This is a genomic window from Saccharopolyspora aridisoli, from assembly GCF_004348445.1.
Classification (GTDB): Bacteria; Actinomycetota; Actinomycetes; order Mycobacteriales; family Pseudonocardiaceae; genus Saccharopolyspora; species Saccharopolyspora aridisoli.
Genome location: NZ_SMKV01000003.1, coordinates 256,666 through 282,212 on the forward strand (window position 1 = coordinate 256,666; position 25,547 = coordinate 282,212).

Genomic DNA, 25,547 nt, shown 5'->3' on the forward strand with positions numbered 1-25,547 from the left:
GGCAAGATCCCTGGGCGTGGCGGTTCTGCGGAGTACCGGTCTGATCGAGGCCCCACGGGCCACCGTGGGGGCTGCGCTGCGGCACACGCGGACGGCTGAGACCGGGCTGACCGCCCTCGGCATTCGCGGCCGGTCGCTGACCAGCCCGGATTCGCTGCTGGTGCCCGGCGATGAACTCGCGTTCCGGCTCTTCGCTTTCGTGCTGACCACCCGCATCGTGCGGGCCGACGCCGACGGGTTGAGCTCGGTGCTGGTGGCCGGGCCGCTCGCGCGGCTGCGGCACGAGACGGTCCTGGCCCAGGTCGGTCCGCGCACGCTGCTCACAGATTCGGTGCGGTGGGCGAGCCCGTTCGGCCCGCTGGGCAGGCTCGGCGACGTCGCTGTGGGTCGCCGGTTGGTGCTCGACGTGCTGGCCGCCCGCATCCACGCCGTCCGCGAACTCGCCGAGTCCTGGGCGGCGCGGAAGATCGTCGTGGGGACCGCGATCGTGCACGAGGGGCGCCTGCTCGCTCAGCAGCGCAGCTACCCGGCCTCGCACGCCGGCCAGTGGGAGCTGCCGGGTGGACGCGTCGAACCCGGCGAGGACGAATCCGAGGCCGTGGTCCGCGAGTGCCGCGAAGAGCTCGGCGTCGAGGTCCGCCCGACCGGCCGCCTCGGCACCGATGTGCCCCTGGACAACGGCATGTTGCTCCGCATCCACACCGCGGAGCTCAAGGACCCCGCCCAGCAGCCCACAGCAGTGGAGCACCGCGAAGTCCGCTGGGTGAGCGCCGCAGAACTGCCCGCCCTCGACTGGCTCGAAACGGACCGAGTCCTGCTGCACACCTTGCGCGAGCTACTCGGCTAGCTCAGAGGAGTTCCGCGGGATCGAGCGTCAGGGGAGGGCAGGTCGGTCCGCGGAAGAGCTGACCGGTGAGCTCTGGGGTGGTCGCGATACTCGCCGCCGACCAGTTCCAGCAGTTCCACGCGAGCGCGTTCGTAGGAGACGTCGACTCGCGTGGAGTGCGGGATGTCGACCTTGCCGTGCTCAGCAGGCTCGTCGATGTAGTCGGTCCGGCGACTGGACCTCGACAGGCACTCGACGATGAGCAGCACTTGTTCGCCCACCGCGTCCGCTGGCAGGTCGCCGCAGGACGGAGGAGTCCGGTTCGACCCAGCGCAGCGACGGCAGCCAGCTTTCCGGGTCGAATGCGGGTGCGGCCACGGCGGCACTCCTCTCGACAACGGGCTCCAGGGGCTCCACCCGTTCCCGGGTCCCACCTTCGTGAAGTGGTTGCTCTGAGTGAGTGAGGGGTTTCGCGGGGTGTGTGTCGGGTAGTCCGATTTCCTGAATCGCGATCTTGTTCTCACTGGATTTATCGAGCAAATTTGATCGGCAAATGCCAGGTGGGGGAGTTACATTGAAAGAATGTTTGTAGTGCTGCTGCAATACACCGCGCCAGAACCGGATATCGACGCCCAACTGGTAGATCACTACGAATGGGTCACCCAGCATTACGACGCAGGCGACTTCATCGCCGCTGGTCACCGGCACCCGCGCAACGGAGCGGTCATCATCGCTCGTGCGATGTCCCGCGGCAGGCTGGAGGCCATCCTGGCGACCGACCCGTTCGCCCTGCACAAGCTGGTCCGCTACGAGATCGTCGAGTTCCAGGCCCTGCGCACGATCCCGGAGCTGGCCGCCTACGCGGACCCGCTGACCACGGTCGCGCAGCGCTAGCGGCCGGCTTCCCCCGAGCCGCGGTGCTGGCGCCGCGGTCGGGTCACTTCGCGTCCTTCTTGGCCTTCTTCTGCGCCTTTTTGACCTCCGCCGCTTTCTGGTCCTTGAGCAGTTTGCGCAGAGCCACGATGGGGCAGCTCTTGCACGGTGGTTGCGAATGGCAACATTTCTTCTTGACCTTGATGGTGCCTTTGCCCACGGTGCTTCTTTCCGGCGCTGGGGACGGGGGTTGAGGCCGAGGGTAGGTGAACCTAACCCGACCTGGCGAACTTGATGTTCGCCGACTGCTCGGTTGTTGCGCTGCGCACGTGCGCGTCGGTCCCGGATGTGCTTGCACTACGCTGGAGGTGGCCGCGTGTCGACGTAGCGCCCCCGCAACCCGCGGGGTGCCGCCGGAAATGAGCTCCGCAGCAGCGGCGCAGTGGAGCCGCGGCCGGTGCCTGGAAGTCAGCAGGCGCCATGCGGGGAGATCCGCATCCGGTGCCATCGCCCAGCGGTGCATCACATCGACGAACCGCCGCGACCTTTCCGCGCCGAGCCATGGAGTACCCGCGTGTCCGCCACCAGCGTCGCCGCCCCCACGCGCAGTGATCTGCGCAACGTAGCCATCGTCGCGCACGTCGACCACGGCAAGACCACCCTGGTCGACGCGATGCTGCGCCAGTCCGGTGCCTTCTCCGAACGCGCCGAGCTCGTCGACCGCGTCATGGACTCCAACGACCTGGAGCGTGAGAAGGGCATCACGATTCTGGCCAAGAACACCGCGATCCGTCGCCAGACCGAAGACGGCCCGGTCACCATCAACGTCGTCGACACCCCCGGCCACGCCGACTTCGGTGGTGAGGTCGAGCGCGCGCTGTCGATGGTCGATGGCGTGACCCTGTTGGTGGACGCCAGTGAGGGCCCGCTGCCGCAGACCCGCTTCGTGCTGCGCAAGGCGCTGGCCGCCAAGCTGCCGGTGATCTTGGTCGTCAACAAGGTCGACCGCCCCGACGCGCGCTGCGCCGAGGTCGTCGAAGAGGCCCACGACCTCCTGCTGGAGCTCGCCAGCGAGCTCGACGGCGAGGTCGATCTGGACATGGAGGCCATCCTCGACCTGCCGGTCGTCTACGCCTCCGCCCGCGCCGGCCGCGCCTCGATGGAGCAGCCCGTCGACGGCGAGCTGCCCGCCGAGGACAACCTGGACTCGTTGTTCAAGGTCCTGCTGGACCACGTGCCCGCGCCCGTCGCCGACTTCGACTCGCCGCTGAGCGCGCTGGTCACCAACCTCGACGCCTCGTCGTTCCTGGGCCGCATCGGCCTGTGCCGGATCCACTCCGGCACCATGCGCAAGGGCCAGACCGTCGGCTGGTGCCGCGAGGACGGCAGCGTCGAGAAGGTCCGCCTCACCGAGCTGCTGATCACCGAGAACCTCACCCGCGTGCCCGCCGAGGAGGCCTCCGCGGGCGACCTGGTGGCCATCGCAGGCGTCCCGGACATCACCATCGGTGACACCCTCACCGACCCGGACAACCCGAAGCCGCTGCCGCGGATCACCGTCGACGACCCGGCGATCTCGATGACCATCGGCGTCAACACCTCGCCGCTGACCGGCCGCAACGGTGGGTCCAAGATCACGGCCCGGCAGGTCAAGGCCCGCCTGGACGCCGAGCTGATCGGCAACGTCAGCATGAAGGTGCTGCCGACCGAGAAGCCCGATGCCTGGGAGGTCCAGGGCCGCGGTGAGCTGGCGCTGGCCATCCTGGTCGAGAACATGCGTCGCGAGGGCTTCGAGCTGACCGTCGGCAAGCCGCAGGTGGTCACCAAGACCATCGACGGCAAGCTGTGCGAGCCGTTCGAGCGGCTGACCATCGACGCCCCCGAGGAGCACCTCGGCGCCGTCACCCAGCTGCTGGCCGGCCGCAAGGGCCGCATGGAAACCATGGACGGGCACGGCACCGGCCGCATCAAGCTGATCTACGTGATCCCCTCGCGCGGCCTGATCGGTTTCCGCACCGAGTTCCTCACCGAAACGCGCGGCACCGGCATCGCCAACCACGTCTTCGAGGGCTACTTCCCGTGGGTGGGCGAACTGCGCACCCGCCACAGCGGCTCGTTGGTCGCCGACCGCTCCGGCCCGGCCACCAACTACGCGCTGCTGCAGCTGGCCGACCGCGGCTCGTTCTTCGTGCAGCCCGGCAGCGAGGTCTACGAAGGCATGGTCGTGGGCGAGAACCCGCGCGCCGAGGACCTCGACGTGAACATCACCAAGGAGAAGAAGCTCACCAACATGCGGTCCTCGACCGCCGATGAGCTGGAGAAGCTGGCCAAGCCGCGCACCCTCTCGCTTGAAGAGGCCCTGGAGTTCTGCTCCGGCGACGAGTGCGTCGAGGTCGGCCCGGAAGCGATCCGCGTCCGGAAGATCACCTTGGACAGCACCACCCGAGGTCGCGAGCGCTCCCGCCAGAAGGCCCGCGACAACTCCTGATGTTGGCCTCTGCGGTGGTCCTCTTGCTCGGCGTTGCGGGCAGGGGAACCCCCAGCGGCGATGTGGACCGCGCGCGCCTCGACTGATGCATCTCCAGTGCACGGCGTCGAGGCGTGCTCGCCACAGCACCACTGGAGAACCTGTCGTTGCTGTGGATCGTCTGAGGGTGTGACCCCGGTGACGATCATCGGACCGCTTGCGGAACCATGGAGGGCTCTCGCGCGTCCTGCGTTCGGATGATGCCGTCCGAACCCGAGGCGCGTGGCCCGGGGTGATCCTCCGGCGGCCGATGTGAGGGGAGGTTCGGCTTGACCCAGGGTCGACGCCGCGCACTGGGCGCGGTTCCCCTGCTGGTGACGGTCGTCAGCCTGGTCGCGGGCTGCACGGACGCGCCGCCACCGCAGCTGGTGGCGCCGAGCCCGACGACCAGCGCACCCAGCACGAGCACTCCCGCGCAGCCGATGCCGATCGAGGTCGTCGTCGGTGTCGACGAGCTCGAAGGCGGGTTCAACCCGCACACCCTGGCCGACGTGTCGCCGACGAGCTCGGCGCTCGCCAGCCTGATGCTGCCGTCGGTGTTCCGGCCCGGCCAGGACGGTGCGTTGCAGCTGGACACCAACCTGATGGAGTCCGCCGAAATCCTCCCGGGCGCGGAGAAGTTCACCGTCCGGTACCGGATCAAGCAGCAGGCCAGCTGGTCGGACGGCGCCCCGATCGCCGCCGAGGACTTCGTCTACCTGTGGGAGCAGCTCCGGTCGCAGCCCGGGGTTGCGGACCCGGCCGGCTACCGGCTGATCGACGACGTCGCCTCCAGGCAGGGCGGCAAGACCGTCGACGTCACCTTCAGCAAGCCCTTCGCGGGGTGGCGGACGCTGTTCAACAACCTGCTGCCCGCGCACCTGCTGCGCGCCGCGCCGCGCGGCTGGGGAACCGTCCTCGACGACGGCTACCCGGCTTCGGGCGGGCCGTTCGCGATCCGGCAGATCGACCTGGACCGCGGCGAGATCATCCTGGAGCGCAACGACCGCTACTGGGGTCCGCCCGCGCAGTCCGACCGGATCGTGCTGCGCGCCATCGACAAGGCCCGCCAGGTCGAGGCGTTGCGCAGCGGAGACAGCCACCTCGCGCTGTTCAGCGCCGACGCCGGGACGGTGCGGACGCTGCGCGACCTGGGCGACCAGGTGCAGATGATGACCGTTCCGCGCCCGGCGACCATGGAGGTGCTGCTGCGGCAGGACAGCCGCGCGCTCGCCGACGTCAAGGTCCGGCGGGCCGTGCTGGCCGCGCTGGACCGCCCCGCGCTGATCGAGGCGGGAACCGGCGGCGGGCCGGGCGAGCAGTTGCAGGCGCACGCGCAGGTCCTCGCGCCGTCGGAGCACGGCTACACGCCGACCGAACCCGCGGGGGCGTTGCCGAAGCGTCCCGATCCGGCGCAGGTCGAGCGGCTGCTGGCCGAGGCCGGGTACCAGCGCACGGGCGGCTCGTGGATCCGCGACGGACGTCCGCTGAACCTCGTGATCGCCGCGCCCTTCGAGCACGAGGGCTACATCAGCATCGCCGAAGCCGCCGCCCAGCAGCTCCGCGCACACGGCATCCAGGCCACCGTGGTGACGCCCACCGGTGATCAGCTCTTCCGCGACATGCTCGCCACCGATCCGCACTCCGCCGAGGCGGGCACCTCGGGCACCGTCGACATGGCGGTGGCGCCGCGCCCGGCCGGCGGCGATCCGGCCGCCACCATGGCCTCGTCCTACGGCTGTCCGGGTGTGGACCCGGACAGCGAGCAGCCGCTGCCCTACAACGCGGCCGGTTTCTGCGACGAGCTACTGCAGCCCACGATCGACGCGGCCCTGTCCGGCCGGATGTCGTTCCAGCAGGCGTCGGCGAACGTCGAGTCGGTGCTGTGGCGGGACGCGATCGCCTTGCCGCTCTACCAGCAGGCCCAGGTCCTGGCGCTGAGCAACGAAGCCACCGGCGTCCAGGCGGGCAACGGGTTCGCCGGGCCGTTCTCCACGGCCGCGCAATGGCTCGGAACACCAGCTGAGAACGACGGCTATTAGCACTCCTCGGGAGTGCCGTGGTCGTGTTGCTCAGCGGGCGGGGTAGCGGAACCTGACACGCCTGCTGGCTCCGGGAGATCCCGCGACTTGAGCATGCGACACGCGGTGCTGCGGGTGTCCTCCCCCCAGAGGCCGTGTCGGAACCCGCGGCGGTGCCGGTCGCTTCGGGTGGGGTTCGTGAAGAAGCACCTCCGGTGCTTGCCTGCCGCTGGGGCCTTCGTTGTTGTTGTTCTGCGGCGATTAGGCTGGACCGGTGACGCTGACGGCCCCACCGCGGTTGCTGCTGGTACACGCGCATCCAGACGACGAGACCCTGTGGACCGGCGGGACCATCGCCCGCTACGCCGCCCGCGGCGTGCAGGTCCACGTGGTGACCTGCACCCTCGGCGAGGAAGGCGAGGTCATCCCGGAGAGCTTGCAGGGGCTGGTGTCCGACCAGGCCGATCAGCTCGGCGGCTACCGGGTCGGTGAACTCCGCTCGGCCTGCGCCGCGCTGCGGGTCACCGACCAGCGGTTCCTGGGTGGTGTCGGCCGGTGGCGCGACTCCGGGATGCTCTGGGAGCAGCCCGGCCAGGCGACTTCCCGCCCCGACGCCCATCCGCGCGCCTTCGCCGTTGGCGACCGCGAGCCGCAGGTCGCCGCGTTGGCGGAGGTCCTCGATGAGGTCAAGCCGCAGGTCGTCGTCACCTACGCCGAGGACGGCGGCTACGGGCACCCGGACCACGTCCGCGCCCACGAGATCACGCGCGCGGCGGTCGAGAGCGTCCCTGACGTTGACCGGTTGTTCTACGCGGTGCCCTCGCGCGATGCGCTGGCCGCGGGTCTGGCCGACCTCGCCCGTACCGACGACCTGCCCTTCGACCTGCCCGAACCGCACGAGCTGGCCAGCGTCGCCGACGAGACGATCACCACCGTCATCGACGTCGCCGAGCACCTGCCCGCCAAGATCAGCGCGCTGCGGGCCCACGGCACGCAGGTCAAGGTCTGGGTCGAGCAGTGGCGCAACGGCGACGGCGTCGCCTCCTACGCGCTGTCCAACGGCGTGGCGCACCCGGTGTTGACCACCGAGCACTACGTGCTGGCCACCGGCCCGTCCGAGGGTTGCGAGGTGGACCTGTTCGGCGGACTAGGGGTGAGCGGCACCGAACCGGTGGGGGTCCGGTGACGGGTCGGGAGATGACCCTGTTCGGCTTCCTGCTGCTCGACGCGGTCCTGCTGGCCATCCTCGAGCTGATGTACCTGCCGCTCTACATCGGCTCGGTGCAGTTCCCGATCACCGCCGCCGTGGCTGCCGTGACGACTCCGCTGCTGGTCGCCGAGGCCGGCCGGATCTCCCGCAGCCGCCGCGTCGCGGGCGCGCCGCTGGTGCTGTGGTTCGCGGTGGTGCTGGTGTTCGGCGTGTTCGGGCCCGGCGGTGACGTGGTGCTGCTCGGCAGCGACTGGCGCACCCTGCTGCTCATCGCCGGAGGCGCCCTGCCCAGCGCCATGATGCTCGGCATCGTCCTCGCCGCACCCGCGCGGTGATCTCGGGCGAGGATGCCTCGTCGACACCACCGGGGGAGTACCGCAGTCTTCGTGTGGGCGAACACCGCGTTCTCGCCCCCGGTCGTCGGCCTCGGTTCGGCAGAATGGGCACCGGGAGGACCGATGGCCGAAGTGATGACCGATGAACGCGTCGCCGCCGCGCTGCGGCCGTTCGTGCGGGCCGCGACGCCCGTGCTCGCCGCGCTGCGCGCGGCCGACCCGGTTCGGCTGCGCGGGCGGGAGATCGACGCCCTGGGCGACGGGGCGATCCACAAGCTGCTGCGGCAGCTCGACTCGATGCAGTTGCCCGGCAGCTCCACTTGGGACGCGATGAGCGTCGACGAGCGCTGCCACTGGTGGACGCTGCGCGTCGGCCGGTTCCTCGCACTGGCGGCCGGGCTGCCCCGGTTCGGCGGGGCGATCACGTCCCGGCTGCCGATGCGCAACGCCCTGGGCATCACCGGGCAGAGCCTGGTGCTGTGCGCGATCGCGGGCGAGCACGGGGTGACCGATCCCGCGGTCAAGGTCCAGCTGATCGCCGAGGTGCTGCTTGGGCGGAAGATCAGCCGCGAGCTGGCCGCCGGTTCCGCCGCGGACGACGCGCGCACGCAGGAGCTCACCGAGGACATCGACGCCTCGAAGCGCAAGCACGGCAGAGCGACCGTGAAGGCCGTCGTGCGCACGGTGTGGCGCATGGCACGTGCGGTGTGGGAGTTCGACTCCGAACTCGACAAGAGACCCCAGGGACGGGTGCACCACAAGCTCCTGGGGAACCTTCCCGTGGTCGGCGTCGTCGGTGGTTACCTGGGGGAACGCTCGGCCCTCAAGCGGATCGGCCGGAAGGGGGCGGAGTGGTTGCTCCAGAATGGTTTACGCCGTTAACGCCCGCGGCGTAGAGTCGTCGGGACTCCCGAGCTGTGGGACCAGTTACGCGCTCAGGGGGGTTCGAGAGATACTGTCAGCAGTCGCGCCAGGAGATTCCTGAGCGTGCGTTGGACAACGCTTCGAGCAGGAGTGCAACCGTGACCTACGTGATCGCCGAGCCCTGCGTGGACGTGCTCGACAAGGCATGCATCGAAGAGTGCCCTGTCGACTGCATCTACGAGGGCGGGCGGATGCTCTACATCCACCCCGATGAGTGCGTCGACTGCGGTGCCTGCGAGCCGGTCTGCCCGGTCGAGGCCATCTACTACGAAGACGACGTGCCGGACGAGTGGGCCGCCTACACGAAGGCGAACGTGGACTTCTTCGACGAGCTCGGCTCGCCGGGTGGCGCTGCGAAGGTGGGCAAGGTCAACAAGGACGTCGAGCCCGTCACGAGCCTGCCGCCTCAGGGCGAATGAGTTCCGTGACCGGCCCGGGCGCAGCCGCGTCCGGGCCACGGCTCCCTGACTTCCCCTGGGACTCGCTGGCACCGCACAAGGCGACCGCCAACGCCCACCCGGACGGCATCGTCGATCTGTCCGTGGGCACCCCGGTCGACCCGGTTCCGGCGAAGCTCCAGGACGCGCTGGCCGCCGTGGCAGAGGTGCCGGGCTACCCGGCCACGCACGGCACACCGGCCCTGCGCGAGGCGGCCGTGGAGTCGCTGCGCAGGCGCTACGGCATCACCGGTCTGGAACCGGACGCGGTGCTGCCGACCATCGGCTCCAAGGAGCTGGTCGCGTGGCTGCCGACTCTGCTGGGCGTGGGGCCCGGCGACCTCGTCGCCATCCCGGACCTGGCCTACCCGACCTACGAGGTCGGCGCGAAGATCGCCGGTGCCGAGGTCGTCCGGCTCGCCCCTGGTGAGCTGCCGCCCGCCGGGACCAGGCTGCTGTGGCTGAACTCGCCGTCCAACCCGACCGGACGCGTGCTCACCGCCGACGAGCTCGGCCGGATGGTGCGCGCCGCCCAGGACATGGGCGCCGTGGTGGCCTCAGACGAGTGCTACCTGGCGCTGGGCTGGGACGCCGAGCCGGTCTCCGTGCTGCACCCCTCGGTGGGCGCGGCGCGCGACGGCCTGCTGGCCGTGCACTCGCTGTCGAAGTCGTCGAACCTGGCCGGCTACCGAGCTGGGCTCGTCACCGGTGATCCGGTGCTGGTCGCGCGGTTGCTGGAGCTGCGCAAGCACGCCGGGATGATCGTTGCGCGCCCGGTCCAGGAGGCGGTCACCGCCGCGCTGCGCGATGACGAGCACGTCGCCGTTCAGCGCGAGCTCTACGCCGCCCGCCGCGCCGTGCTGCGTCCCGCGCTGGAATCGGCCGGGTTCACCATCGAGCACTCGGAGGCCGGGCTGTACCTGTGGTCGACCCGGGGCGAGGACGCCTGGGCGACTGTGGAATGGCTCTCGCAGCGAGGGATCCTGGCCGCACCGGGCACGTTCTACGGACCCGACGGCTCCCGCCACGTCCGCATCGCGATGACGGCCACCGACGAGCGGATCGCCAGCGCGGCGAAGCGCTTGGGCGCTGATCGGGCAGTTCTGACCCGAACTGCCCCGTGATCCCGTCTCTTCTGCGCGATCGGTTCGGACCAGAACCGCCGGGCGGACTCACACCTCGGCTGCGGTTCCGCTGAGGGCGTTCCAGGTCTCCGGCCACCGGGCGCGGCGTTCTGCTCTGCGGACTTCCTCGCGTTCCACGAGACGTCCCGCGACGAAGGCGATTCCGGCGTCCGGACGTGGTCCGAAGTCGTCCAGCAGCGCCCGGATCCGCTCCTCCGCCACGCAGGCGTCCTGGTGCTCGCCGAGGACGTCCTGGAAGCCCTTAATGGCCTTGATCAGCCGCTTCACCGGGGCACCGAGCAGTGGTTCGGCGAGCTCGGCGGTGTAGCGGACCTTCTTGCCGTCGATGCGCAGCGCGTGCAGCTCGGCGTCGGCGGGCTCGGCCGGAAGCCGTTCGACGGCCTTGCGCAGCTTGCCGAACTGACGCCGCACGAGGCAGCGGAGCTGCGACGTTGCGTCCACATCGGAGCCCCGGCCGCGAAGTTCCCGCGTGGCCCGGGCCAGCAGGTCCAGCAGGTCTTGGTAGCGGTCGCTGTCCAGCGCGGCCAGCATGTCGTCCCTGGCCCGCAGGTACTCGGTGTCGAGGCCGGAAACCAGCTGCTCGGCGGCACTCCGCTCGGCCTCGGGGAGACCGGTGAACTCCGAGCGGAGCCGTTCCAGCAGGACGTCCAGGTCCCGGACCGGGCCGAGAGCCCTGCCCAGCCAGCCCAGCTCGGCGCGCAGCGGTTCGGACTCGTCGCGGTCCAGGAACGGCCGCGCGGAGCGCAGCATCGCGCGCATCCGCCGCACCGACACCCTCATCTGGTGCAGTTCCTCGGGATCCTCCCCGACGCGCGTCCCGGCGTCGTGCGCCCGCAGCGCCCGCAACCGGGCGTCCAGCCCGGCGCGGACGTGAGCCGCGATTGACGCCTCGCGCCCCACCTCCGCGGGCTCAGCGGAGAGCACGTCCTCGAGGAGCCGGGAAACAGCCATCCCCCATGCTAGACCGAACAACTCACCCGACAGCCTGCTCCGAACGGACCAAACTCAGCGGAAAGGGCCCCTCCCACCTGCGATGGGAGGGGCCCTTCCCGAGATCCGACGCGAGCGGCGGAGCCGCGAGGAGCGAAAGCCACTCTCGCGACCTGCACCGCCGCGGGCTCTGGGACGTCGCCTCGTGAGGGCACCGCGACGCCGTGCATCGGCCGGCACGCGGTGGCGCCGGGAGCCAGGAGGCGTCTCAGGTCCCGCTACCTGCGCGGCGGAGCGAGACGACCGCAGGCAGTGAAGACCCGATCAGTCGTTGATGTGCAGCGCTGCGTTGAGCTCCACCTTGCCCCCGGTGCGGGTGGTGACCTCGACCGCGCCGGTGGTGGAGTTGCGGCGGAACAGCAGGCCGTCGTTCCCGGAGACCTCGGAGGCCTTGGTAAGCGTGCCGTCCGGCAGCGTGATCTTGGTGCCGGCCGTGACGTACAGGCCCGCCTCGACGACGCAGTCGTCGCCCAGCGAGATGCCGATGCCGCCGTTGGCGCCGATCAGGCAGCGCTCACCGATGGAGATGACCTCCTTGCCGCCGCCGGACAGCGTGCCCATGATCGACGCGCCGCCGCCGACGTCCGAGCCGTCTCCGACCACGACACCGGCCGAGATGCGGCCCTCCACCATGGACGCGCCCAGCGTCCCGGCGTTGAAGTTCACGAAGCCCTCGTGCATCACGGTCGTGCCGCTGGCCAGGTGCGCGCCCAGCCGGACGCGGTCGGCGTCACCGATGCGCACGCCGGAGGGGACCACGTAGTCGACCATGCGCGGGAACTTGTCGATGCTGTAGACCGTCACCGGGCCGCGCGCACGCAGCCGCAGCCGGGTCGCTTCGAAGCCCTCCACCGGGCACGGCCCGTGGTTGGTCCACACGACGTTGGCGAGCAGGCCGAACTGGCCGTCCAGGCTCACCCCGTGCGGGCGCACCAGGCGGTGCGAGAGGAGGTGGAGTCGCAGGTAGACGTCGTGCGCGTCGGCCGGAGCGTCGGCCAGCTTGGCGATGTCGACGCGGACCGCGACGACATCAACGCCCCGGGCGTCATCCCGCCCGAGCAACGCGACACCGGCCTCGCCGAGGGACTCGGCGGCCTGGCCCGCGGTCAGCTTGGTCGTGCCGGACTGGCCCGACTCGCTCAGCTTGACGGTGGGGAACCAGGTGTCGAGAACCGTGCCGTCGTCGGTCACGGTCGCCAGGCCCACGCCGTGGGCACCCGTGGTCTGCGGGTCGGGGATGTTCGCGCTCATGCCCAAAACGGTAATCGGCAACCCGGTGCTCGGCCCGCACGGGGTGGGGGCGTTCAGTCCTTCAGCACACCCGGGAGGTGGCATCCGGTGGTGACCGCCAGGATCGTGGCGCGCGAGGTGCCGAAGGTGTAGACAGCGCCGTAGGAGTCGTTGCCGGTGATCTCGTGATCGCCCGTGCGGTTGACGATGATCTCCGGTTCGCCGAAGCCGTACTCCGCGGTGATCGACCGGACGATGGACACCGCGCTCGGCCAGTCCAGGTCAGCGACCGGCTGAGCGGCCCGCCAGGACTGCAGCACCCGGCTCTCGGCGTCGGCACCGGCGAACTCCGAGCAGTCCACCTTCGCCTCAGGAGCCGACACCGTCCAGCGCAACGGCCCGACCAGGCGATCCAGCAGGTCTCTCAGGCGCTGCTGCATCTGCTCGTACTGCGCGCTGATCTGCTCGATGCTCGGACGCTGCTGAAGCGCACTTCGCGGGTCCAGCACGGGTACCCCCGTCACGGTCGGACGTAGATCCGGACGTAGAGGAATGATGCCGGACCGCCGATCTTGGCCGGACCCGGCATCCCTGTGATCTCCCTGTGATGCTCGACACTCAGCCGAACAGGTCCAGCACGAAGGTCATCAGCACCAGCGCGACCAGCGGTCCAGCCACGAGCCCCACCAGCCCGACGACCACCGCGGTGCCCGTCGAGCCCGGTCGGCGGACCCGGAACCACAGCAACGCCGGCCCGGCCAGCAGCACGAGCACGGACACCGCCGTGGCGATCCCGGAGGGCGTGCAGCCGCCGTGCCCACCCGGGTGGCAGGGCACGGCCGAGCTCCAGATGCCGATGAACGCGGTGAAGGCCGCGATCGGCAGCGCCGCGAGCGTGGCCAGCACGGCGAAGACCACCGCCGCCGTGCGGCCGCTCGTGCCGGGTGCGCTCACGGCCTCACCCCTTCGCCGACTGCAGCAGGTGACACCCGGTCCGCACGCTCAGGACCGTGTTGGCAGCCGCACCGAGCTGCAACCGGGCGCCGTAGGGGTTGTGCAGCTCGATCTTGTGGTCGCCCGGCCGGTCGGTGACCACGTGCAGCTCGGTGAACCCGCGAGAAGCACCCACCTCGGTGGCGATCTGCAGAGCTCGCGCCCACTGCTCGTCCGGGATGCCGCCCTCCTGCATCCACGTGGCCAGGGTGCGCTGCTCGGCACCTCGCACGTCGGCGAAGTCCGGGCACGCCGACTCACCGGTGTTGCCCTCGTCGGTGAACTCCGGCAGCCCGATCTCGGCGACCAGCCGTTCCCGCAGCTCCTGCTGCATCTGGTCGTAGTCGGCCGCGACCTCCTCCATGCTGGGGCGCTGCCGCAGTGCGTTGAGCTGGTCTTCCATGCTTCCCCCGTCGGGTCCGCCGGCGCACCCGGAGAGGAGCGCGGCGCTGAGGATCAGTGTGGCGAATCGCCTCATGAGAACAGGTCCTTGATGTCGGAAACCCGGTCGCTGCCCCAGTCCTCGACCGCCGAAGCGCCTTCTTGGACCTGGTGCGGGACGTAGGACAGCCCGTCGCCCACGCCGTTGGTCTTCCCCTCCACCACGTTCTCCGGCACGCCGCCGACCACCGAGGCGATGTTGTGCTGGCTGGTGGTGTCCGGATCGAGGTAATCGCTGTGCCCGGTGACCTGCCCGCCCTCGTCGGACTTCTCGGTCGACAGATCGGTGAACCCGTCCATGTGCGACGGGTCGCCGCCGAAGCGGGCGAAGTCGGCGACCGGGTCGTCCTCGGCCTCCAGCCGGTAGGTGTGGCCCTCCGGGACGTGCAGGTCCTCAATGTCGTTCGTGCCGACACCGGGGGAGCCGTAGATGATCGCGTCGTCCACGCCGTGCCCGCCGCTCTGCAGCGCGTAGCCGGTGGTGGTGGAGCCGTAGGAGTGGCCGATCGCGGTCAGGTGCGGATCGGTCTCGCGAGAGCTGTTGATGCCCCTGTAGAACTCGTTGAGCGCCTCCCCGCCCTCCTCGGCCGACTTCGAGCTGGCCACGGAATCGCCCAGCAGGTCGGTGGTCTCGGACTCCTGCGGGGCCTCGTAGCCGAGCCAGAACACACCGGCGACCTCGCCCTCCTTGCCGGATCGCATCATCTCCCGCTGCGATTCGGCGACCAGTTCCTGGGTCTCGGCGTCGGCGCCCTTGAGGCTGCCCTCGACGGTGGTGGTGTACCCGGGGGTGAAGACCGAGACGTGGTCGGCGGTGTCCACGTCGCCCACGGCAACGGCGGTCTTCAGCCGCTCACCACCGGCGTCGAGGACCAGGAGCTGCCGGTTATCGCGGGCGATGGTGTCCTCGACTGCGTCCAGGCCCTTGAGCTTCGCGTCGATCCGGTCGGCCTCCTCCTGCTCGTCCTCGCTGATCCCGCCCTGCGCCAGGCGGTTCCGCTGGCTGCGCAGCTGCGTCCGGGTGTCGTCGAGGTTCGCGCGGTTCGCCGCGTCGCGCACGACCGCCGGGATGCCGTCGCGGTTGCCCAGCCACGCGGGCGGGTTCTCCCGCAGCGCCGAGCGCTGCTCGTCGGACAGCGACTTCCACCAGTCGGCGTTGGCCTGAGCGGTGTTGTGCGGCGGTTTTCCGGCGGAGGCGCCGAGCGCCTCCAGCTCGTCGGTCTTGGCCGCGTCGGCCAGTGATGTGCCCTTCCCGGGTTCGATCCGGTCCTCGTCCGCGGCGGCGAGGCTCTTGGCGAGTTCGGCGTCGATGGCTTCGGCCTGGTCGAGGACCTCCTCGATCTCGGCGACCAGGTCGTCGCGGACGCGGGTGCGTTCGGCCTTGACCTGTTCCAGCTGGTCGGCCGGGACGTTCTGGGGTGGGGCGACGTCGCGGACGCCGCCGTCCTCGGTGATCTGGAAGCCGTGGGCCCGGGCCTCGTGGTCGGTGGTGTCGACGCGGCGCTTGAGCGCGGTGACGTCGTCGGCGGCGGTGGCGACCGCCGCCCGGACCGTGGCCACCTCGGCGACCAGCAAGCGCATCTCCTCCAGCAGCCGCCTGTGCTGCTCGGCGGAGCGCTGGGCGGCCTCGCCGGTCCAGCCGTCGGGGCTGCGGGCGCCGTCGAGCTCGTCCTGCAGGTTGGTCAGGTCGTCCCGGCGCTTGCCGAGATCGCGGTGCACCGCGTCGAGGCGGTCGGCGTTCCAACGCCGCACGTCGGCGTAGCTGACCATCCCGTTCACCGCCCTGCCGCGTCGATGGCGCGGGCGTTGTCGGAATCGTCGTCCTCGTAGTTCTTCGCGGCCGCGGCGAGCGATTCGCCGTGCGCGGTCGCCTTGTCGCTCCACGTCGTGAGCGCGCGTTGCCAGCTCTGGGCGACCCGGGTGGCCGCGCCCTCGCTCTTCCCACCGGGAAGAGCTTCGGCGATGTCGGCCGCCGGTTCGCCGAGCTCGATCCGCGCCGCCTGCTCACCGGCGAGGTCCGCGCTGCGCCCCGCGTGGTGCAGCGCTTCCGGTTCCGCCCTCAACCCCATGTCAGCCTCCGCTAGCCCACCAGTTCGATGCGGGAGCCTAGCCCGCTGATCATCGGTTCGATGGGAGTTCCGGCGATCCGGTTCCCACCGATGCGGCCAGCGCAGGTCAGCGGGGTAGCCTGCCGGTCGTGACCGCTTCGTTGGACCTCACGTCGGACCCCGTCGAGCTGACCGCCGCGCTGGTGGACATCCCCAGCGTGTCCGGGTCGGAGAAGAACATCGCGGACGCGGTGGAGGAGGCGCTGCGCGCGCAGGCCCCGCACCTGGAGGTGGTCCGCAACGGCGAAGCCGTGCTCGCGCGCACCAACCTCGACCGGGATGCCCGCGTCGTGCTGGCCGGGCACCTCGACACCGTGCCGATCAACGACAACCTGCCATCCCGGCGCACCGGGTCCGGTGACGACGAGCTGCTGCACGGTTGCGGTACCACCGACATGAAGAGCGGCGACGCCGTGATGCTGCACCTCGCGGCCACGCTCACCGAACCGCGTCACGACCTGACCTTCGTGTTCTACGACTGCGAGGAGATCGAGGCCGAGCGCAACGGCCTCGGCCGCATCGAGCGCGAGCTGCCGGAGTGGCTCGACGGCGATCTCGCGGTGGTGTGCGAGCCGTCCAACGCTGCGATCGAGGCGGGTTGCCAGGGCACCATCCGCGTCGAGGTCCGCACCACCGGCACCCGTGCGCACACCGCCCGCGCCTGGATGGGGGAGAACGCCATCCACGCGGCGCAGCCGATCCTGCAGCGGCTGGTGGACCACACGCCGCGCAACCCGGTGATCGACGGGCTCCAGTACCGCGAGGGGCTGCAGGCCGTGAAGATCACCGGCGGGATCGCGGGCAACGTCGTTCCGGACTCCTGCGTGGTCACCGTCAACCACCGGTTCGCTCCCGACAAGTCCGCCGAGCAGGCCGAGGCCGAGCTGCGGGAGCTGTTCTCCGGCTACGAGGTCGTGGTCACCGACCTGTCAGCGGGTGCCCTCCCGGGTCTCACGTCCCCGGCCGCCGCGGAGCTGGTCGAGGCGTCGAACTCCGAGCCGGTCGCCAAGCTCGGCTGGACCGACGTCGCCCGCTTCGCCGCCCGAGGCCTCCCCGCGGTCAACTTCGGCCCCGGCAACCCGACCCTCGCCCACACCCGACGAGAACACGTCCGCACCACCGAGATCCGCCACTGCGCCACCACCCTCCACCGCTTCCTCTCCTGACCCAACCCCACCTGGGGCGACGGATTACCGCGGTGTTCGGGTCACTGAGGGGATCAGGCGGTGCCCAGGACCTCGGTGTCGGCTGGTTCCTCGGTCGCGCGTTGCTCGGGGAGGGCCGGTGCGGGGGCGGGTTCTTGCGGGAGTTCGGCGGCTCGGCGTTCGGCTTCGGTGAGTTCGGGAGCTTCGGGCTCTCCTGGTTCCTCCGTGGGGGTTTGGTGCTTCTCGCCGGTCGGCTGCTGGAGGCGGTCGACGAACTGCAGGAGTTCCACCGGGAACGGGAGGACCAGGGTCGAGTTCTTCTCGGCCGCCACCTCCACGACCGTCTCGAGCAGCCGCAGCTGCAGGGCGGCCGGGGTGTCGGCCATGACGTGCGCGGCGTCGGAGAGCTTGCGGGAGGCCTGGTACTCGCCGTCCGCGGAGATCACCCGCGAGCGGCGCTCGCGCTCGGCTTCGGCCTGACGAGCGATGGAGCGCTTCATCGACTCCGGCAGCGAGACGTCCTTGATCTCCACCCGGTCGATGTGCACACCCCATCCCAGCGCCGGGCTGTCGATCATCAGCTCCAGGCCCTGGTTGAGCCGTTCGCGGTTGGACAGCAGGTCGTCGAGGTCGCTCTTGCCGATGATCGACCGCAGCGAGGTCTGCGCGACCTGGCCCACCGCGAACAGGTAGTCCTCGACGTTGATCACGGCGCGCGCCGCGTCCTCGACCCGGAAGTAGACCACCGCGTCCACCCGGACCGTGACGTTGTCGCGCGTGATGCCCTCCTGCGCGGGCACGGGCATCGTGACGATCTGCAGGTTGACCTTCTGCAGCCGGTCCACCCCGGGAACGATCATGGTGATCCCGGGGCCGCGAGTGCGTTCCTGCAACCTGCCGAAGCGGAACACCACGCCCCGCTCGTACTGCTTGACCACCTTGGCGCTCGAGGCGACGCCGATCAAACCGACCACGAGGATTGCGATGAGCAGTTCGATGAGCATGACCAGCTCCTGGGCTCGCGGAGGAACGGCCCGACGGCGCACGAACGCCTGCGTAGATCGCGGAGCAGATCTGCGTGTCGCGCCCGGCTCGCGTCGCCGGCGCCGCTAGATCTTTTCTTTCGATCGTACGCCGCGAGACCGCTCTGTGAATCCCCCGTGAACAGGCATTTCACCCGGGCTGTGCAGCGGCGGGGCGGTTCGGAGAACGATCGGTGCGTGCGTAGGCTCGACGCCATGACAGTCGATGGCCAGTGGGGTGAACCCAACGGTGCGGAACGTCCGCACGAGAAGCAACGCGGCCCCGTGGTGCTGCGCCGCTCGAGGTTGAGCGAGCCGACCACCACCGACCAGCGCCTGCTGGACTCCAGAGGTCCTTCCGACTGGGTGCACACCGACCCGTGGCGGGTTCTGCGCATCCAGGCCGAGTTCGTCGAGGGCTTCGGCGCGCTGTCGGAGGTTCCGCGCGCGGTCACCGTCTTCGGTTCCGCCCGCACACCGCGGGAGCACCCCGAGTACGCCGCCGGCGTGGAGCTGGGCCGGGCGCTCGCGGGCATCGGCTGCGCGGCCATCACCGGCGGCGGACCCGGCACGATGGAGGCCGTCAACCGCGGCGCCTCGGAGGCCGGTGGCCTGTCGATCGGCCTGGGCATCGAGCTGCCCTTCGAGCAGGGCCTGAACCCGTGGGTCGACCTGGGTGTCAACTTCCGGTACTTCTTCGTCCGCAAGACGATGTTCATGAAGTACGCGCAGGCGTTCATCTGCCTGCCAGGTGGTTTCGGCACCATGGACGAGCTGTTCGAGGCGCTGACCCTGGTGCAGACCAAGAAGGTCACGAAGTTCCCGGTGGTGCTGTTCGGCAGCGACTACTGGCAGGGCCTGTACGACTGGATCCGCGACCGGATGCTCGAAGGCGGCAAGATCGGCGAGCAGGACATGTCGCTGCTGCACGTCACCGATGACATCGACGACGCGGTGTCGATCGTGCAGGAGGCGTACGGGGCGTGGGAGGCGGCGCATTGAGCAACGACGTTTCGGTCTGCGTCTACTGCGCGTCCGGGCCGGTGCCGCAGCACTACCTGGACCTGGCCGCCGAGGTCGGCCAGAAGATCGCCAAGCGCGGCTGGACCCTGGTCTCCGGTGGCGGCAAGGTCTCGATGATGGGTGAGGTCGCCCGCGCGGTCCGCGCCGACGGTGGCCGCACCATCGGCGTCATCCCGCGCGCCTTGGTCGACCTCGAGGTCGGGGACACCGACTCCGACGAGCTGCTGGTCGTGGACACCATGCGTGAGCGCAAGGGCCTGATGGACGCCCACGCGAACGCGTTCCTGACGCTGCCCGGCGGCATCGGGACCTGCGAAGAGCTATTCGAGATCTGGACAGCTCGCTACCTGGGCATGCACAGCAAGCCGGTGGTGCTGCTGGACCCCGACGGGCACTTCCAGGGCCTGCTGGACTGGCTCCACGGGCTGGTGCGGACCGGTTTCGCCTCGCAGAGCTCGCTGGACGTGCTGACCGTGACCGCCGACGTCGACGAGGCGCTGGACGCCCTGGTCGGCTGAGCGCGTTCAGGCCGCGCCGACCGCCGTGCGGATCAGGTGGGTGAGCGCCGGCAGCGGGATGTCCGGGCGGACCTCGCCGAGCACCGGCGCGAGCCGTATCCAGAACGACTGGACGCGGGGAGCGCTGGGCCGCTCGGTGGCCAGCTCGTCGACGAGCTCGGCGAGCCGCCACTTCGCCTCGTCCAGGTCCAGGCTCGACTCGGGGTGCTCGTCGAGGACTTCGACGAGCGAGTTCAGGTAGACGCGGACCTGGTCCAGGGCGGACAGCTGGGCTGCGAGCTCGGAATCGTCCTGGTCGTTCGGGGCACTCCGGGCGAGCAGGCCGGCGCCGTTGGTCGGTTCGGCTTCGCGGTCGGCCACGGGTATCGGCTCCTGATCGGATCGGCCGGGGGAGAGCGGGTCTCCGTTTCTCGATCTCCGAGTGTGCTCGGGGTCCACCGTTCGGAGCCTCCGTTCGGGTACATGCCACCCGAACGGCCGACTCACTTCGTTGTGATTCACATCATGCCGGTCCTGATCGCGAAAGGACCTTGGTCCTCTTGTGTGGAGGCGGTGACAGTGCAGCGAAATATCCGTAGAGTCACTACCTGTGAAGGCTGATGCGCTCCGCGGCCACTTGGACGCCCTGCTCCTGGCCACCCTCGACGGCAAGGCGTTGCACGGTTACGCGATCATCGAGGCTTTGCAGGATCGCAGTGGTGGCGCCCTCGACCTGCCCACCGGCACGGTCTACCCGGCGCTGCGCAGGCTCGAGCGAGCCGGATTCGTGCAGAGCTCCTGGAGCACCGTCGGCGGACGCCAGCGGCGCACGTACCGGCTCACCCAGGCGGGATCTCAAACTCTCCAGGCGGAGCGTCGCGCCTGGCGGGAGTTCACCCACGCCATAGAAGGCGTCCTGACCGCTCCGGCCAAGACCTGACGCTCGGTTCCCGGCTGTCTGACGGACGGTCGGTGGGCCGTGCCACGATTGGTTCGTGGCTAGTGCGCTCATCTACCTGTTCGTGGTGCTGGCGGTCGCGGCCGTGGTGTACCTGCTGGCTTCGCTGGTCTTCGGGCGCGGTGAGCAGCTCGCGCCATTGCCGCCCGGCTCCACGCCCACCCGACTGCCCGCAGCCGACGTCGAGGGCTCCGACGTGCGCGCGGTCCGGTTCCAGCAGGTCCTGCGGGGCTACAAGGTCGCCGAGGTCGACTGGGTGCTGGAACGCCTGGCCGGCGAGCTCGACGAGCTGCACGGCCGGGTCGCGGTCCTGGAGCGTCAGCTCGACGCCGCCGGGCAGGAGCTGGACAAGGCCCGCAACGCGGTGACCGACGGCGGTGACGGTGATGAGTGACGGCGCGGCGGTCGTCGGCGAGGACGGCCGCGCGCGGTGCCCGTGGGGCGCCGGGCAGCCGGACTACGCCGCTTACCACGACCAGGAGTGGGGCGTCCCGCTGCGCGGTGAACCGGAGCTCTACGAGCGGATCACCTTGGAGTCGTTCCAGTCCGGCCTGTCCTGGCTGACGATCCTGCGCAAGCGCCCCGCGTTCCGGGAGGCGTTCGCGGGCTTCGACCCGGCCGCCGTCGCCCGGTTCGGCGAGGACGATCGGCAGCGGCTGCTGGGCGACGCCTCCATCGTCCGCAACCGGACCAAGATCGACGCTGCCATCCACAACGCGCGCGCCGTCCTGGAGCTCGACCGGCCGCTGGACGACCTCCTCTGGTCGTCCGCCCCGCCGCCGCGTCCGGACTCCGAGCGCCCGGTCAAGCTCGGCGACGTCCCGGGCATCACCGACGAGTCCCAGTCGATGGCCAAGGAGCTCAAGCGCCGCGGCTTCGTCTTCGTCGGCCCCACCACCTGCTACGCCCTCATGCAGGCCACGGGCATGGTCGACGATCACCTCAGGGACTGCTGGCGGGCCTGACCCCCGGTGGTGACGCGATTTCAATGGAAGTCGGGGAAACGATATCAATGGAAATCTGGAACCCGATTTCAATGGGAGTCAGGTCCCGGACTTCAGTGGAAAAGCGTCACCACCGGGGTACGGCGGGTCAGCGGCCGGTGAAGTTCGGGGTCCGCTTCTCGACGAAGGCGGCGACCGCTTCCTTGTGGTCGGCGGTGAGGCCGGCTTCGTTCTGGGCGCCCGCCTCGACGGCCAGGGCTTCGTCGAGGGCCTCCGCGGAGGCGGCCTGGACGGCCTCCTTGATGCGCGCGTAGGCGAAGGTCGGGCCCGCTGCCATCCGGGTCGCCAGCTCCATCGCGACGGTCAGCGCGTCGTCCACGACCTGGTTGACCATGCCGATGCGCAGCGCCTCGTCGGCGGGCACCGGTTGCGCCAGCAGCAGCATCTCCATCGCCCGGCCGTAGCCGATCAGCCGCGGCAGCGTCCAGGACGCGCCGGAGTCGGTCGACAGGCCGACGTTGGCGAAGGCCATCAGGAACTTCGAGCCGGTGGCGGCGATCCGCAGGTCGCTGGCGTAGGCCAGCGACGCGCCCGCTCCCGCAGCGGTGCCGTTCACGGCGGCGATCACGGGCTTGGGCATGGTCGCCAGCGCCTTGGTGATCGGGTTGTAGTGCTCTTCGACGGTCTTCAGCGGGCTCGGGTCGCCGGTGGAGAGGAGCTCGATGTGCTCCTTGAGGTCCTGGCCCGCGCAGAACGCCTTGCCCGAGCCGGTGATCACCAGGGCTCGGACCGAGTCGTCCGCCGCGGCCTCGCGCAGGGCCGTCAGCAGCGCCTGCTTGAGCTCGATGTTGAGCGAGTTGAACGACTCAGGGCGGTTCAACGTGAGCAGCCGCACACCCGCGGTGTCCTCGGTCAGCAGTACGTCGGTCACTCCAAGCTCCTTGCCTTGACGTCCGTTGTGGCGGGTCGCGCGAGCACTTCCACTGTGGACCGCGCGGCCGGCGCGCCGTCCCGGGTGGACGGTGTCCCCGCTGGTCGGCGGGATGGCCGCCGCGAGATCGGTGACACGCCGGAGCGAGACGACTCCTCACGGTGATCGCGGCGGCTTCCCGCGATGTGCCGAACGGCGTCGAAACACCCCACACGAACGGTGAGTCTGCCAGCCGTCGGCGATATTCGACCAGCGCACGGGCGACACGAGTTGATCGGTTCGGTTTCGTCCATGCCTCGGGATGGGGGAGAATGGGCGTGGACCCGAACTGGTTGTGGCGACCAGCGGGGGAAGATTTCACGGAGGGAGCACGCTATGGCGGCCATGAAGCCCCGGACCGGTGACGGTCCCCTCGAGGTGACTAAGGAGGGACGCGGCATTGTGATGCGCGTTCCGCTTGAGGGTGGTGGGCGGCTCGTCGTCGAGATGTCGGTCGAGGAGGCCAAGAACCTGGGCGACGCCCTGGAGTCGGCCACCGGCTGAGGCCGCCAAGCGGTTCGGGACGCGCTGCCGGCCGGACCCGGTCACGGCGCCTCCCGGCCGAGGCGACAACTCATGATCACGTCGACGAGTGGCGAGAACGCTTCGCCGCTGTCGGGCCCCGGTGCCGAGCGCGGTGCCGGGGCTCTCGTCGGCACCAGTTCGAGTCCGCACGGCCCGGCCCGTGCAGGAAGGTCTTCTCGTGCCCGGTTCCTCCGTGTTCCGTTCCGCCCAGCCCGCCCGCGGGGTGGAGCCCGAGCTGCCCGTGATCCCGACCGCTCTGGTCGAAGTGGACGTGGTGCAGCGGTGGCGGGACGGAGTTCCTGGCGCGACGGCGGTCTTCGACGGCGAGTCCGGCCCGGACCTGGCCGCTGCGGCCGAACCGTTCTCTGTGGACGCCGAGGTGCTCACCGCGATCGGCGCTTCCGCGTCGGCCGGTGACGCGAAGGCGTTCCCGCTGCGCTCCGGCGGCACCGGCTGGGTCGTCGGCGTGGGTTCCGGCGAGCCGGCGAAGTGGCGCACCGCCGGTGCGGCGCTGGCCCGCTCGGTGCGCGACCGCCTCTCCAACGCTGTCGACGCCGACGCCGAGCCCGGCGATCTCGGTGAGGCGTCCGATGCCGACTACCTGCAGGTCCAGCTGCCCGACGACACCGGCGACGAACTGGTCGGCGAACTGACCCTCGGCCTGGCGCTCGGCGGTTACCGGTTCAAGGTGACCGCCGATCCCGCGCCGCCGCGCCTGCGCAAGGTCCTGCTGGTCGCGCCGGCGGGCGCCGACGTCGCTGCGCTGCGCGAATCGGTGCGCCACGCGCGTGAACTGGCGGCGGCCACCGCGTTGGCCCGTGACCTGGCCAACGCCCCTTCCAACGTCAAGGACCCCGCCTGGTTCACCGGGCTGGCCGCTGAGCTCGCGGGTCCGGTCCCGAACCTGACCGCGACCGTGCGGGACGAGAAGTGGCTGGCCGACAACGGTTTCGGCGGCATCCTCGCGGTCGGCGGTGGTTCGTCGCGCCCGCCGCGACTGCTTCAGCTCGACTACCGGCCGCAGGACGCGACCGGACCGCACCTGGTGCTGGTCGGCAAGGGCATCACCTTCGACACCGGCGGCATCTCGCTCAAGCCCGCCGAAGGCATGCACCTGATGCGCACCGACATGTCGGGTGGCGCTGCGGTCATCGGCGCGCTGCTGGCGATCGCCCGGCTCGGCCTGCCGGTGAAGGTGACCGGCCTGGTGCCCTCCGCCGAGAACCACGTCTCCGGGACCGCGTACCGGCCCGGCGACGTCGTGCGGCACTACGGCGGGAAGACCACCGAGGTCGGCAACACCGATGCCGAGGGGCGGATGGTGCTGGCCGATGCCATGGCCTACGCCGTCGACAAGCTCCAGCCCGATCTGCTGGTGGACGTCGCGACGCTGACCGGGGCGATGAAGGTCGCGCTCGGGCTGCGCACCGGCGGCCTGCTGGCCACCGATGACGAGCTGGCCGAGCGGATCACCGAGGCCGGCGCCCGGGTCGGCGAGACCTGGTGGCGTATGCCGCTGTTGGAGGACCACGCCGACGCCGTCGAGGGCTCGCTCTCCGACGTCAAGCAGACCCCGACGGGTCCCGGTGGCATCACCGCCGCGCTGTTCCTGCGCGAGTTCACCAGTGGTGCCCGCTGGGCGCACCTGGACATCGCCGGTCCCGCGCGGGCGGACAAGGACTACTCCGAGGTGACCGTCGGCGGTACCGGCTTCGCCGCCCGCACCCTCGCCGAGCTGGCCGCTTCGCTGGCCTGAGCGCGCGCCACCGATGATGACCGGCACGCTCGCGGGCGTCGGTGATCGGCTGGTGCTCAACGTTCACACCGTGGTGTCGGCTGGACGTTCGCGGAGGCTCGTCTCGCGCTGCTGCTCGGCGCGCTGGCCCTGTTCGCCCTGCTCCACGCGCTGCAGCCGGTGCTGCCTCAGCTGGCGGACGAGCACGGCCTAACCCCGGGCGCGGCCGCGGCTGGTGTCGGCGGCGACGCTCGGACTGGCGGTCTCGGCGAACCCGCTGGGCACGCCGCCCGAGGCGATCGGCCGCCGCCACACCATGATCACGACGCTGCCATCACCGGAGTCCTCGGACTCGTGCTGCCGTGGGTGTGCTCGTTGCCGCTGATGGTCGAGCTCCGGCTGGTGCAGGGCGCGGCCGCCGCCGGGCTCGCCGCCGTCACGACCGCCTACCTGGTGGAGAGACCGGCGGCGTGCGGCTCGGCACCACCGTCGGCCGCCACGTGGGCGGTGGACGGAGTACCGCCGTGATCCGGGGTGGTGACTGGGGTGCTGCGCTGCCGCAGGACGCTGACCACCCGTCACCAGCGTTCCGGTGGTGAACCGGGGATCAGGTGGCGTCTGTGTCGTACGGGGGGCGTTCTCCCGGGGAGAGGGGGCGTTCGGCCGGTTTGGGGGTGGCTGCTGGGGAG

31 protein-coding genes are annotated in these 25,547 nt (G+C 70.5%); 18 read left to right on the forward strand and 13 right to left on the reverse strand.

Annotated features, from left to right (window positions below):
* Positions 1-16 precede the first annotated feature (16 nt).
* A complete protein-coding gene (locus E1161_RS03955; RefSeq protein ID WP_235874762.1) occupies positions 17-847 on the forward strand; it encodes an NUDIX domain-containing protein in 831 nt (276 codons plus the stop codon).
* On the opposite strand, the gene E1161_RS03960 is transcribed toward E1161_RS03955, so the two are convergent.
* Complete coding sequence (locus E1161_RS03960; protein ID WP_132619627.1) at positions 844-1,107, reverse strand: hypothetical protein; 264 nt, start codon at positions 1,105-1,107, stop codon at positions 844-846. The genes E1161_RS03955 and E1161_RS03960 overlap by 4 nt on opposite strands.
* Positions 1,108-1,408: 301 nt before the next feature.
* On the opposite strand from E1161_RS03960, the gene E1161_RS03965 reads away from it, so the two are divergent.
* Positions 1,409-1,720 (forward strand): YciI family protein, encoded by a 312-nt coding sequence (locus E1161_RS03965; protein WP_132619629.1) that lies wholly within the window; start codon positions 1,409-1,411, stop codon positions 1,718-1,720.
* Positions 1,721-1,763: 43 nt separating this feature from the next.
* Here the strand turns inward: E1161_RS03965 and E1161_RS27010 are convergent, their stop codons facing one another.
* Positions 1,764-1,919 (reverse strand): hypothetical protein, encoded by a 156-nt coding sequence (locus tag E1161_RS27010; RefSeq protein ID WP_165939672.1) that lies wholly within the window; start codon positions 1,917-1,919, stop codon positions 1,764-1,766.
* Between the two features lie 354 nt (positions 1,920-2,273).
* On the opposite strand from E1161_RS27010, the gene typA reads away from it, so the two are divergent.
* The 7 genes from typA (at position 2,274) to dapC (ending at position 10,256) form a co-directional block, all read left to right on the forward strand.
* Positions 2,274-4,187 carry a translational GTPase TypA gene (typA, locus tag E1161_RS03970; RefSeq protein ID WP_132619631.1) on the forward strand — a complete coding sequence of 638 codons (1,914 nt, stop codon included), beginning with the start codon at positions 2,274-2,276 and terminating at the stop codon, positions 4,185-4,187.
* A 308-nt stretch (positions 4,188-4,495) separates the two neighbouring features.
* Positions 4,496-6,247 (forward strand): ABC transporter family substrate-binding protein, encoded by a 1,752-nt coding sequence (locus E1161_RS03975; protein WP_165939673.1) that lies wholly within the window; start codon positions 4,496-4,498, stop codon positions 6,245-6,247.
* A gap of 253 nt (positions 6,248-6,500) precedes the next feature.
* On the forward strand, positions 6,501-7,412 hold the full coding sequence (gene mshB, locus E1161_RS03980; protein WP_132619633.1) for an N-acetyl-1-D-myo-inositol-2-amino-2-deoxy-alpha-D-glucopyranoside deacetylase: 912 nt from the start codon (positions 6,501-6,503) through the stop codon (positions 7,410-7,412).
* 11 nt (positions 7,413-7,423) lie between these two features.
* Positions 7,424-7,771 (forward strand): hypothetical protein, encoded by a 348-nt coding sequence (locus E1161_RS03985; protein WP_132619735.1) that lies wholly within the window; start codon positions 7,424-7,426, stop codon positions 7,769-7,771.
* A 123-nt stretch (positions 7,772-7,894) separates the two neighbouring features.
* A complete protein-coding gene (locus E1161_RS03990; RefSeq protein WP_132619635.1) occupies positions 7,895-8,653 on the forward strand; it encodes a hypothetical protein in 759 nt (252 codons plus the stop codon).
* Between the two features lie 140 nt (positions 8,654-8,793).
* Positions 8,794-9,114, forward strand: coding sequence for a ferredoxin (gene fdxA / locus E1161_RS03995; protein ID WP_132619637.1), 321 nt, complete (start codon positions 8,794-8,796; stop codon positions 9,112-9,114).
* Positions 9,111-10,256, forward strand: a complete 1,146-nt coding sequence (dapC, locus tag E1161_RS04000; RefSeq protein ID WP_132619639.1) for a succinyldiaminopimelate transaminase — start codon at positions 9,111-9,113, stop codon at positions 10,254-10,256. The genes fdxA and dapC overlap by 4 nt, the downstream gene beginning before the upstream one ends.
* A 48-nt stretch (positions 10,257-10,304) precedes the next feature.
* On the opposite strand, the gene E1161_RS04005 is transcribed toward dapC, so the two are convergent.
* From E1161_RS04005 to E1161_RS04035, 7 genes are all read right to left on the reverse strand, one after another.
* The gene (locus E1161_RS04005) at positions 10,305-11,228 is read right to left on the reverse strand and encodes a CHAD domain-containing protein (RefSeq protein ID WP_132619641.1); all 924 of its coding nucleotides are present in this window, start codon (positions 11,226-11,228) and stop codon (positions 10,305-10,307) included.
* 303 nt (positions 11,229-11,531) lie between these two features.
* Positions 11,532-12,518, reverse strand: coding sequence for a 2,3,4,5-tetrahydropyridine-2,6-dicarboxylate N-succinyltransferase (dapD, locus tag E1161_RS04010; RefSeq protein WP_132619643.1), 987 nt, complete (start codon positions 12,516-12,518; stop codon positions 11,532-11,534).
* A gap of 53 nt (positions 12,519-12,571) precedes the next feature.
* Positions 12,572-13,021 carry an LppA family lipoprotein gene (locus tag E1161_RS04015; RefSeq protein WP_235874763.1) on the reverse strand — a complete coding sequence of 150 codons (450 nt, stop codon included), beginning with the start codon at positions 13,019-13,021 and terminating at the stop codon, positions 12,572-12,574.
* 94 nt (positions 13,022-13,115) lie between these two features.
* Positions 13,116-13,451, reverse strand: a complete 336-nt coding sequence (locus tag E1161_RS04020; RefSeq protein WP_132619645.1) for a hypothetical protein — start codon at positions 13,449-13,451, stop codon at positions 13,116-13,118.
* Positions 13,452-13,455: 4 nt separating this feature from the next.
* Positions 13,456-13,968, reverse strand: coding sequence for an LppA family lipoprotein (locus E1161_RS04025; protein WP_132619647.1), 513 nt, complete (start codon positions 13,966-13,968; stop codon positions 13,456-13,458).
* Positions 13,965-15,701, reverse strand: coding sequence for an alpha/beta hydrolase (locus E1161_RS04030; RefSeq protein WP_132619649.1), 1,737 nt, complete (start codon positions 15,699-15,701; stop codon positions 13,965-13,967). The genes E1161_RS04025 and E1161_RS04030 overlap by 4 nt, the downstream gene beginning before the upstream one ends.
* A gap of 5 nt (positions 15,702-15,706) precedes the next feature.
* Positions 15,707-16,000 (reverse strand): hypothetical protein, encoded by a 294-nt coding sequence (locus E1161_RS04035; protein WP_132619651.1) that lies wholly within the window; start codon positions 15,998-16,000, stop codon positions 15,707-15,709.
* Between the two features lie 128 nt (positions 16,001-16,128).
* Here E1161_RS04035 and dapE point away from each other — a divergent pair, with 128 nt between their 5' ends.
* Positions 16,129-17,205 carry a succinyl-diaminopimelate desuccinylase gene (dapE, locus tag E1161_RS04040; protein WP_132619653.1) on the forward strand — a complete coding sequence of 359 codons (1,077 nt, stop codon included), beginning with the start codon at positions 16,129-16,131 and terminating at the stop codon, positions 17,203-17,205.
* 53 nt (positions 17,206-17,258) lie between these two features.
* On the opposite strand, the gene E1161_RS04045 is transcribed toward dapE, so the two are convergent.
* On the reverse strand, positions 17,259-18,188 hold the full coding sequence (locus tag E1161_RS04045; RefSeq protein WP_132619655.1) for a slipin family protein: 930 nt from the start codon (positions 18,186-18,188) through the stop codon (positions 17,259-17,261).
* Between the two features lie 234 nt (positions 18,189-18,422).
* Here E1161_RS04045 and E1161_RS04050 point away from each other — a divergent pair, with 234 nt between their 5' ends.
* Positions 18,423-19,208, forward strand: a complete 786-nt coding sequence (locus tag E1161_RS04050) for an LOG family protein (RefSeq protein ID WP_132619657.1) — start codon at positions 18,423-18,425, stop codon at positions 19,206-19,208.
* Positions 19,205-19,747: an LOG family protein gene (locus E1161_RS04055; RefSeq protein ID WP_132619659.1), complete on the forward strand. Its 543-nt coding sequence runs from the start codon at positions 19,205-19,207 to the stop codon at positions 19,745-19,747. The genes E1161_RS04050 and E1161_RS04055 overlap by 4 nt, the downstream gene beginning before the upstream one ends.
* 6 nt (positions 19,748-19,753) lie before the next feature.
* On the opposite strand, the gene E1161_RS04060 is transcribed toward E1161_RS04055, so the two are convergent.
* A complete protein-coding gene (locus E1161_RS04060) occupies positions 19,754-20,107 on the reverse strand; it encodes a hypothetical protein (RefSeq protein WP_132619661.1) in 354 nt (117 codons plus the stop codon).
* Positions 20,108-20,336: 229 nt separating this feature from the next.
* Here E1161_RS04060 and E1161_RS04065 point away from each other — a divergent pair, with 229 nt between their 5' ends.
* Genes E1161_RS04065 through E1161_RS04075 form a run of 3 tightly spaced genes read left to right on the forward strand, consistent with a single transcriptional unit; the run spans position 20,337 to position 21,649 of the window.
* Positions 20,337-20,666 carry a PadR family transcriptional regulator gene (locus E1161_RS04065; RefSeq protein WP_132619663.1) on the forward strand — a complete coding sequence of 110 codons (330 nt, stop codon included), beginning with the start codon at positions 20,337-20,339 and terminating at the stop codon, positions 20,664-20,666.
* Positions 20,667-20,721: 55 nt separating this feature from the next.
* The gene (locus E1161_RS04070; RefSeq protein WP_132619665.1) at positions 20,722-21,078 is read left to right on the forward strand and encodes a DivIVA domain-containing protein; all 357 of its coding nucleotides are present in this window, start codon (positions 20,722-20,724) and stop codon (positions 21,076-21,078) included.
* Positions 21,071-21,649 carry a DNA-3-methyladenine glycosylase I gene (locus tag E1161_RS04075; RefSeq protein ID WP_132619667.1) on the forward strand — a complete coding sequence of 193 codons (579 nt, stop codon included), beginning with the start codon at positions 21,071-21,073 and terminating at the stop codon, positions 21,647-21,649. Before E1161_RS04070 ends, E1161_RS04075 begins: the two co-directional genes overlap by 8 nt.
* A 127-nt stretch (positions 21,650-21,776) precedes the next feature.
* Here E1161_RS04075 and E1161_RS04080 read toward each other — a convergent pair whose 3' ends face one another.
* Positions 21,777-22,559: an enoyl-CoA hydratase-related protein gene (locus E1161_RS04080; protein WP_132619669.1), complete on the reverse strand. Its 783-nt coding sequence runs from the start codon at positions 22,557-22,559 to the stop codon at positions 21,777-21,779.
* 375 nt (positions 22,560-22,934) lie between these two features.
* Between E1161_RS04080 and E1161_RS04085 the strand changes: the two genes are divergently transcribed.
* Together E1161_RS04085 and E1161_RS04090 are read left to right on the forward strand one after the other, a co-directional pair.
* A complete protein-coding gene (locus E1161_RS04085; RefSeq protein ID WP_009949794.1) occupies positions 22,935-23,102 on the forward strand; it encodes a DUF3117 domain-containing protein in 168 nt (55 codons plus the stop codon).
* 244 nt (positions 23,103-23,346) lie between these two features.
* Positions 23,347-24,879 carry a leucyl aminopeptidase family protein gene (locus E1161_RS04090; RefSeq protein WP_408011938.1) on the forward strand — a complete coding sequence of 511 codons (1,533 nt, stop codon included), beginning with the start codon at positions 23,347-23,349 and terminating at the stop codon, positions 24,877-24,879.
* A gap of 63 nt (positions 24,880-24,942) precedes the next feature.
* Here E1161_RS04090 and E1161_RS28290 read toward each other — a convergent pair whose 3' ends face one another.
* Positions 24,943-25,065 carry a hypothetical protein gene (locus E1161_RS28290; protein WP_268951363.1) on the reverse strand — a complete coding sequence of 41 codons (123 nt, stop codon included), beginning with the start codon at positions 25,063-25,065 and terminating at the stop codon, positions 24,943-24,945.
* Between the two features lie 147 nt (positions 25,066-25,212).
* On the opposite strand from E1161_RS28290, the gene E1161_RS27015 reads away from it, so the two are divergent.
* Positions 25,213-25,386: a hypothetical protein gene (locus tag E1161_RS27015; protein ID WP_165939674.1), complete on the forward strand. Its 174-nt coding sequence runs from the start codon at positions 25,213-25,215 to the stop codon at positions 25,384-25,386.
* Positions 25,387-25,547 lie beyond the last annotated feature (161 nt).

Coding starts and splice junctions, on each gene's coding strand:
- dapD (WP_132619643.1), bottom strand. CDS start 12,518: ATGAGCGCGAACATCCCCGACCCGCAGACCACGGGTGCCCACGGCGTG.
- E1161_RS04085 (WP_009949794.1), top strand. CDS start 22,935: ATGGCGGCCATGAAGCCCCGGACCGGTGACGGTCCCCTCGAGGTGACT.
- E1161_RS04030 (WP_132619649.1), bottom strand. CDS start 15,701: ATGGTCAGCTACGCCGACGTGCGGCGTTGGAACGCCGACCGCCTCGAC.
- dapC (WP_132619639.1), top strand. CDS start 9,111: ATGAGTTCCGTGACCGGCCCGGGCGCAGCCGCGTCCGGGCCACGGCTC.
- E1161_RS03985 (WP_132619735.1), top strand. CDS start 7,424: ATGACCCTGTTCGGCTTCCTGCTGCTCGACGCGGTCCTGCTGGCCATC.
- E1161_RS04035 (WP_132619651.1), bottom strand. CDS start 16,000: ATGGGGTTGAGGGCGGAACCGGAAGCGCTGCACCACGCGGGGCGCAGC.
- E1161_RS04075 (WP_132619667.1), top strand. CDS start 21,071: ATGAGTGACGGCGCGGCGGTCGTCGGCGAGGACGGCCGCGCGCGGTGC.
- E1161_RS04050 (WP_132619657.1), top strand. CDS start 18,423: ATGACAGTCGATGGCCAGTGGGGTGAACCCAACGGTGCGGAACGTCCG.
- E1161_RS03990 (WP_132619635.1), top strand. CDS start 7,895: ATGGCCGAAGTGATGACCGATGAACGCGTCGCCGCCGCGCTGCGGCCG.
- E1161_RS04045 (WP_132619655.1), bottom strand. CDS start 18,188: ATGCTCATCGAACTGCTCATCGCAATCCTCGTGGTCGGTTTGATCGGC.
- E1161_RS04005 (WP_132619641.1), bottom strand. CDS start 11,228: ATGGCTGTTTCCCGGCTCCTCGAGGACGTGCTCTCCGCTGAGCCCGCG.
- E1161_RS03965 (WP_132619629.1), top strand. CDS start 1,409: ATGTTTGTAGTGCTGCTGCAATACACCGCGCCAGAACCGGATATCGAC.
- E1161_RS04025 (WP_132619647.1), bottom strand. CDS start 13,968: ATGAGGCGATTCGCCACACTGATCCTCAGCGCCGCGCTCCTCTCCGGG.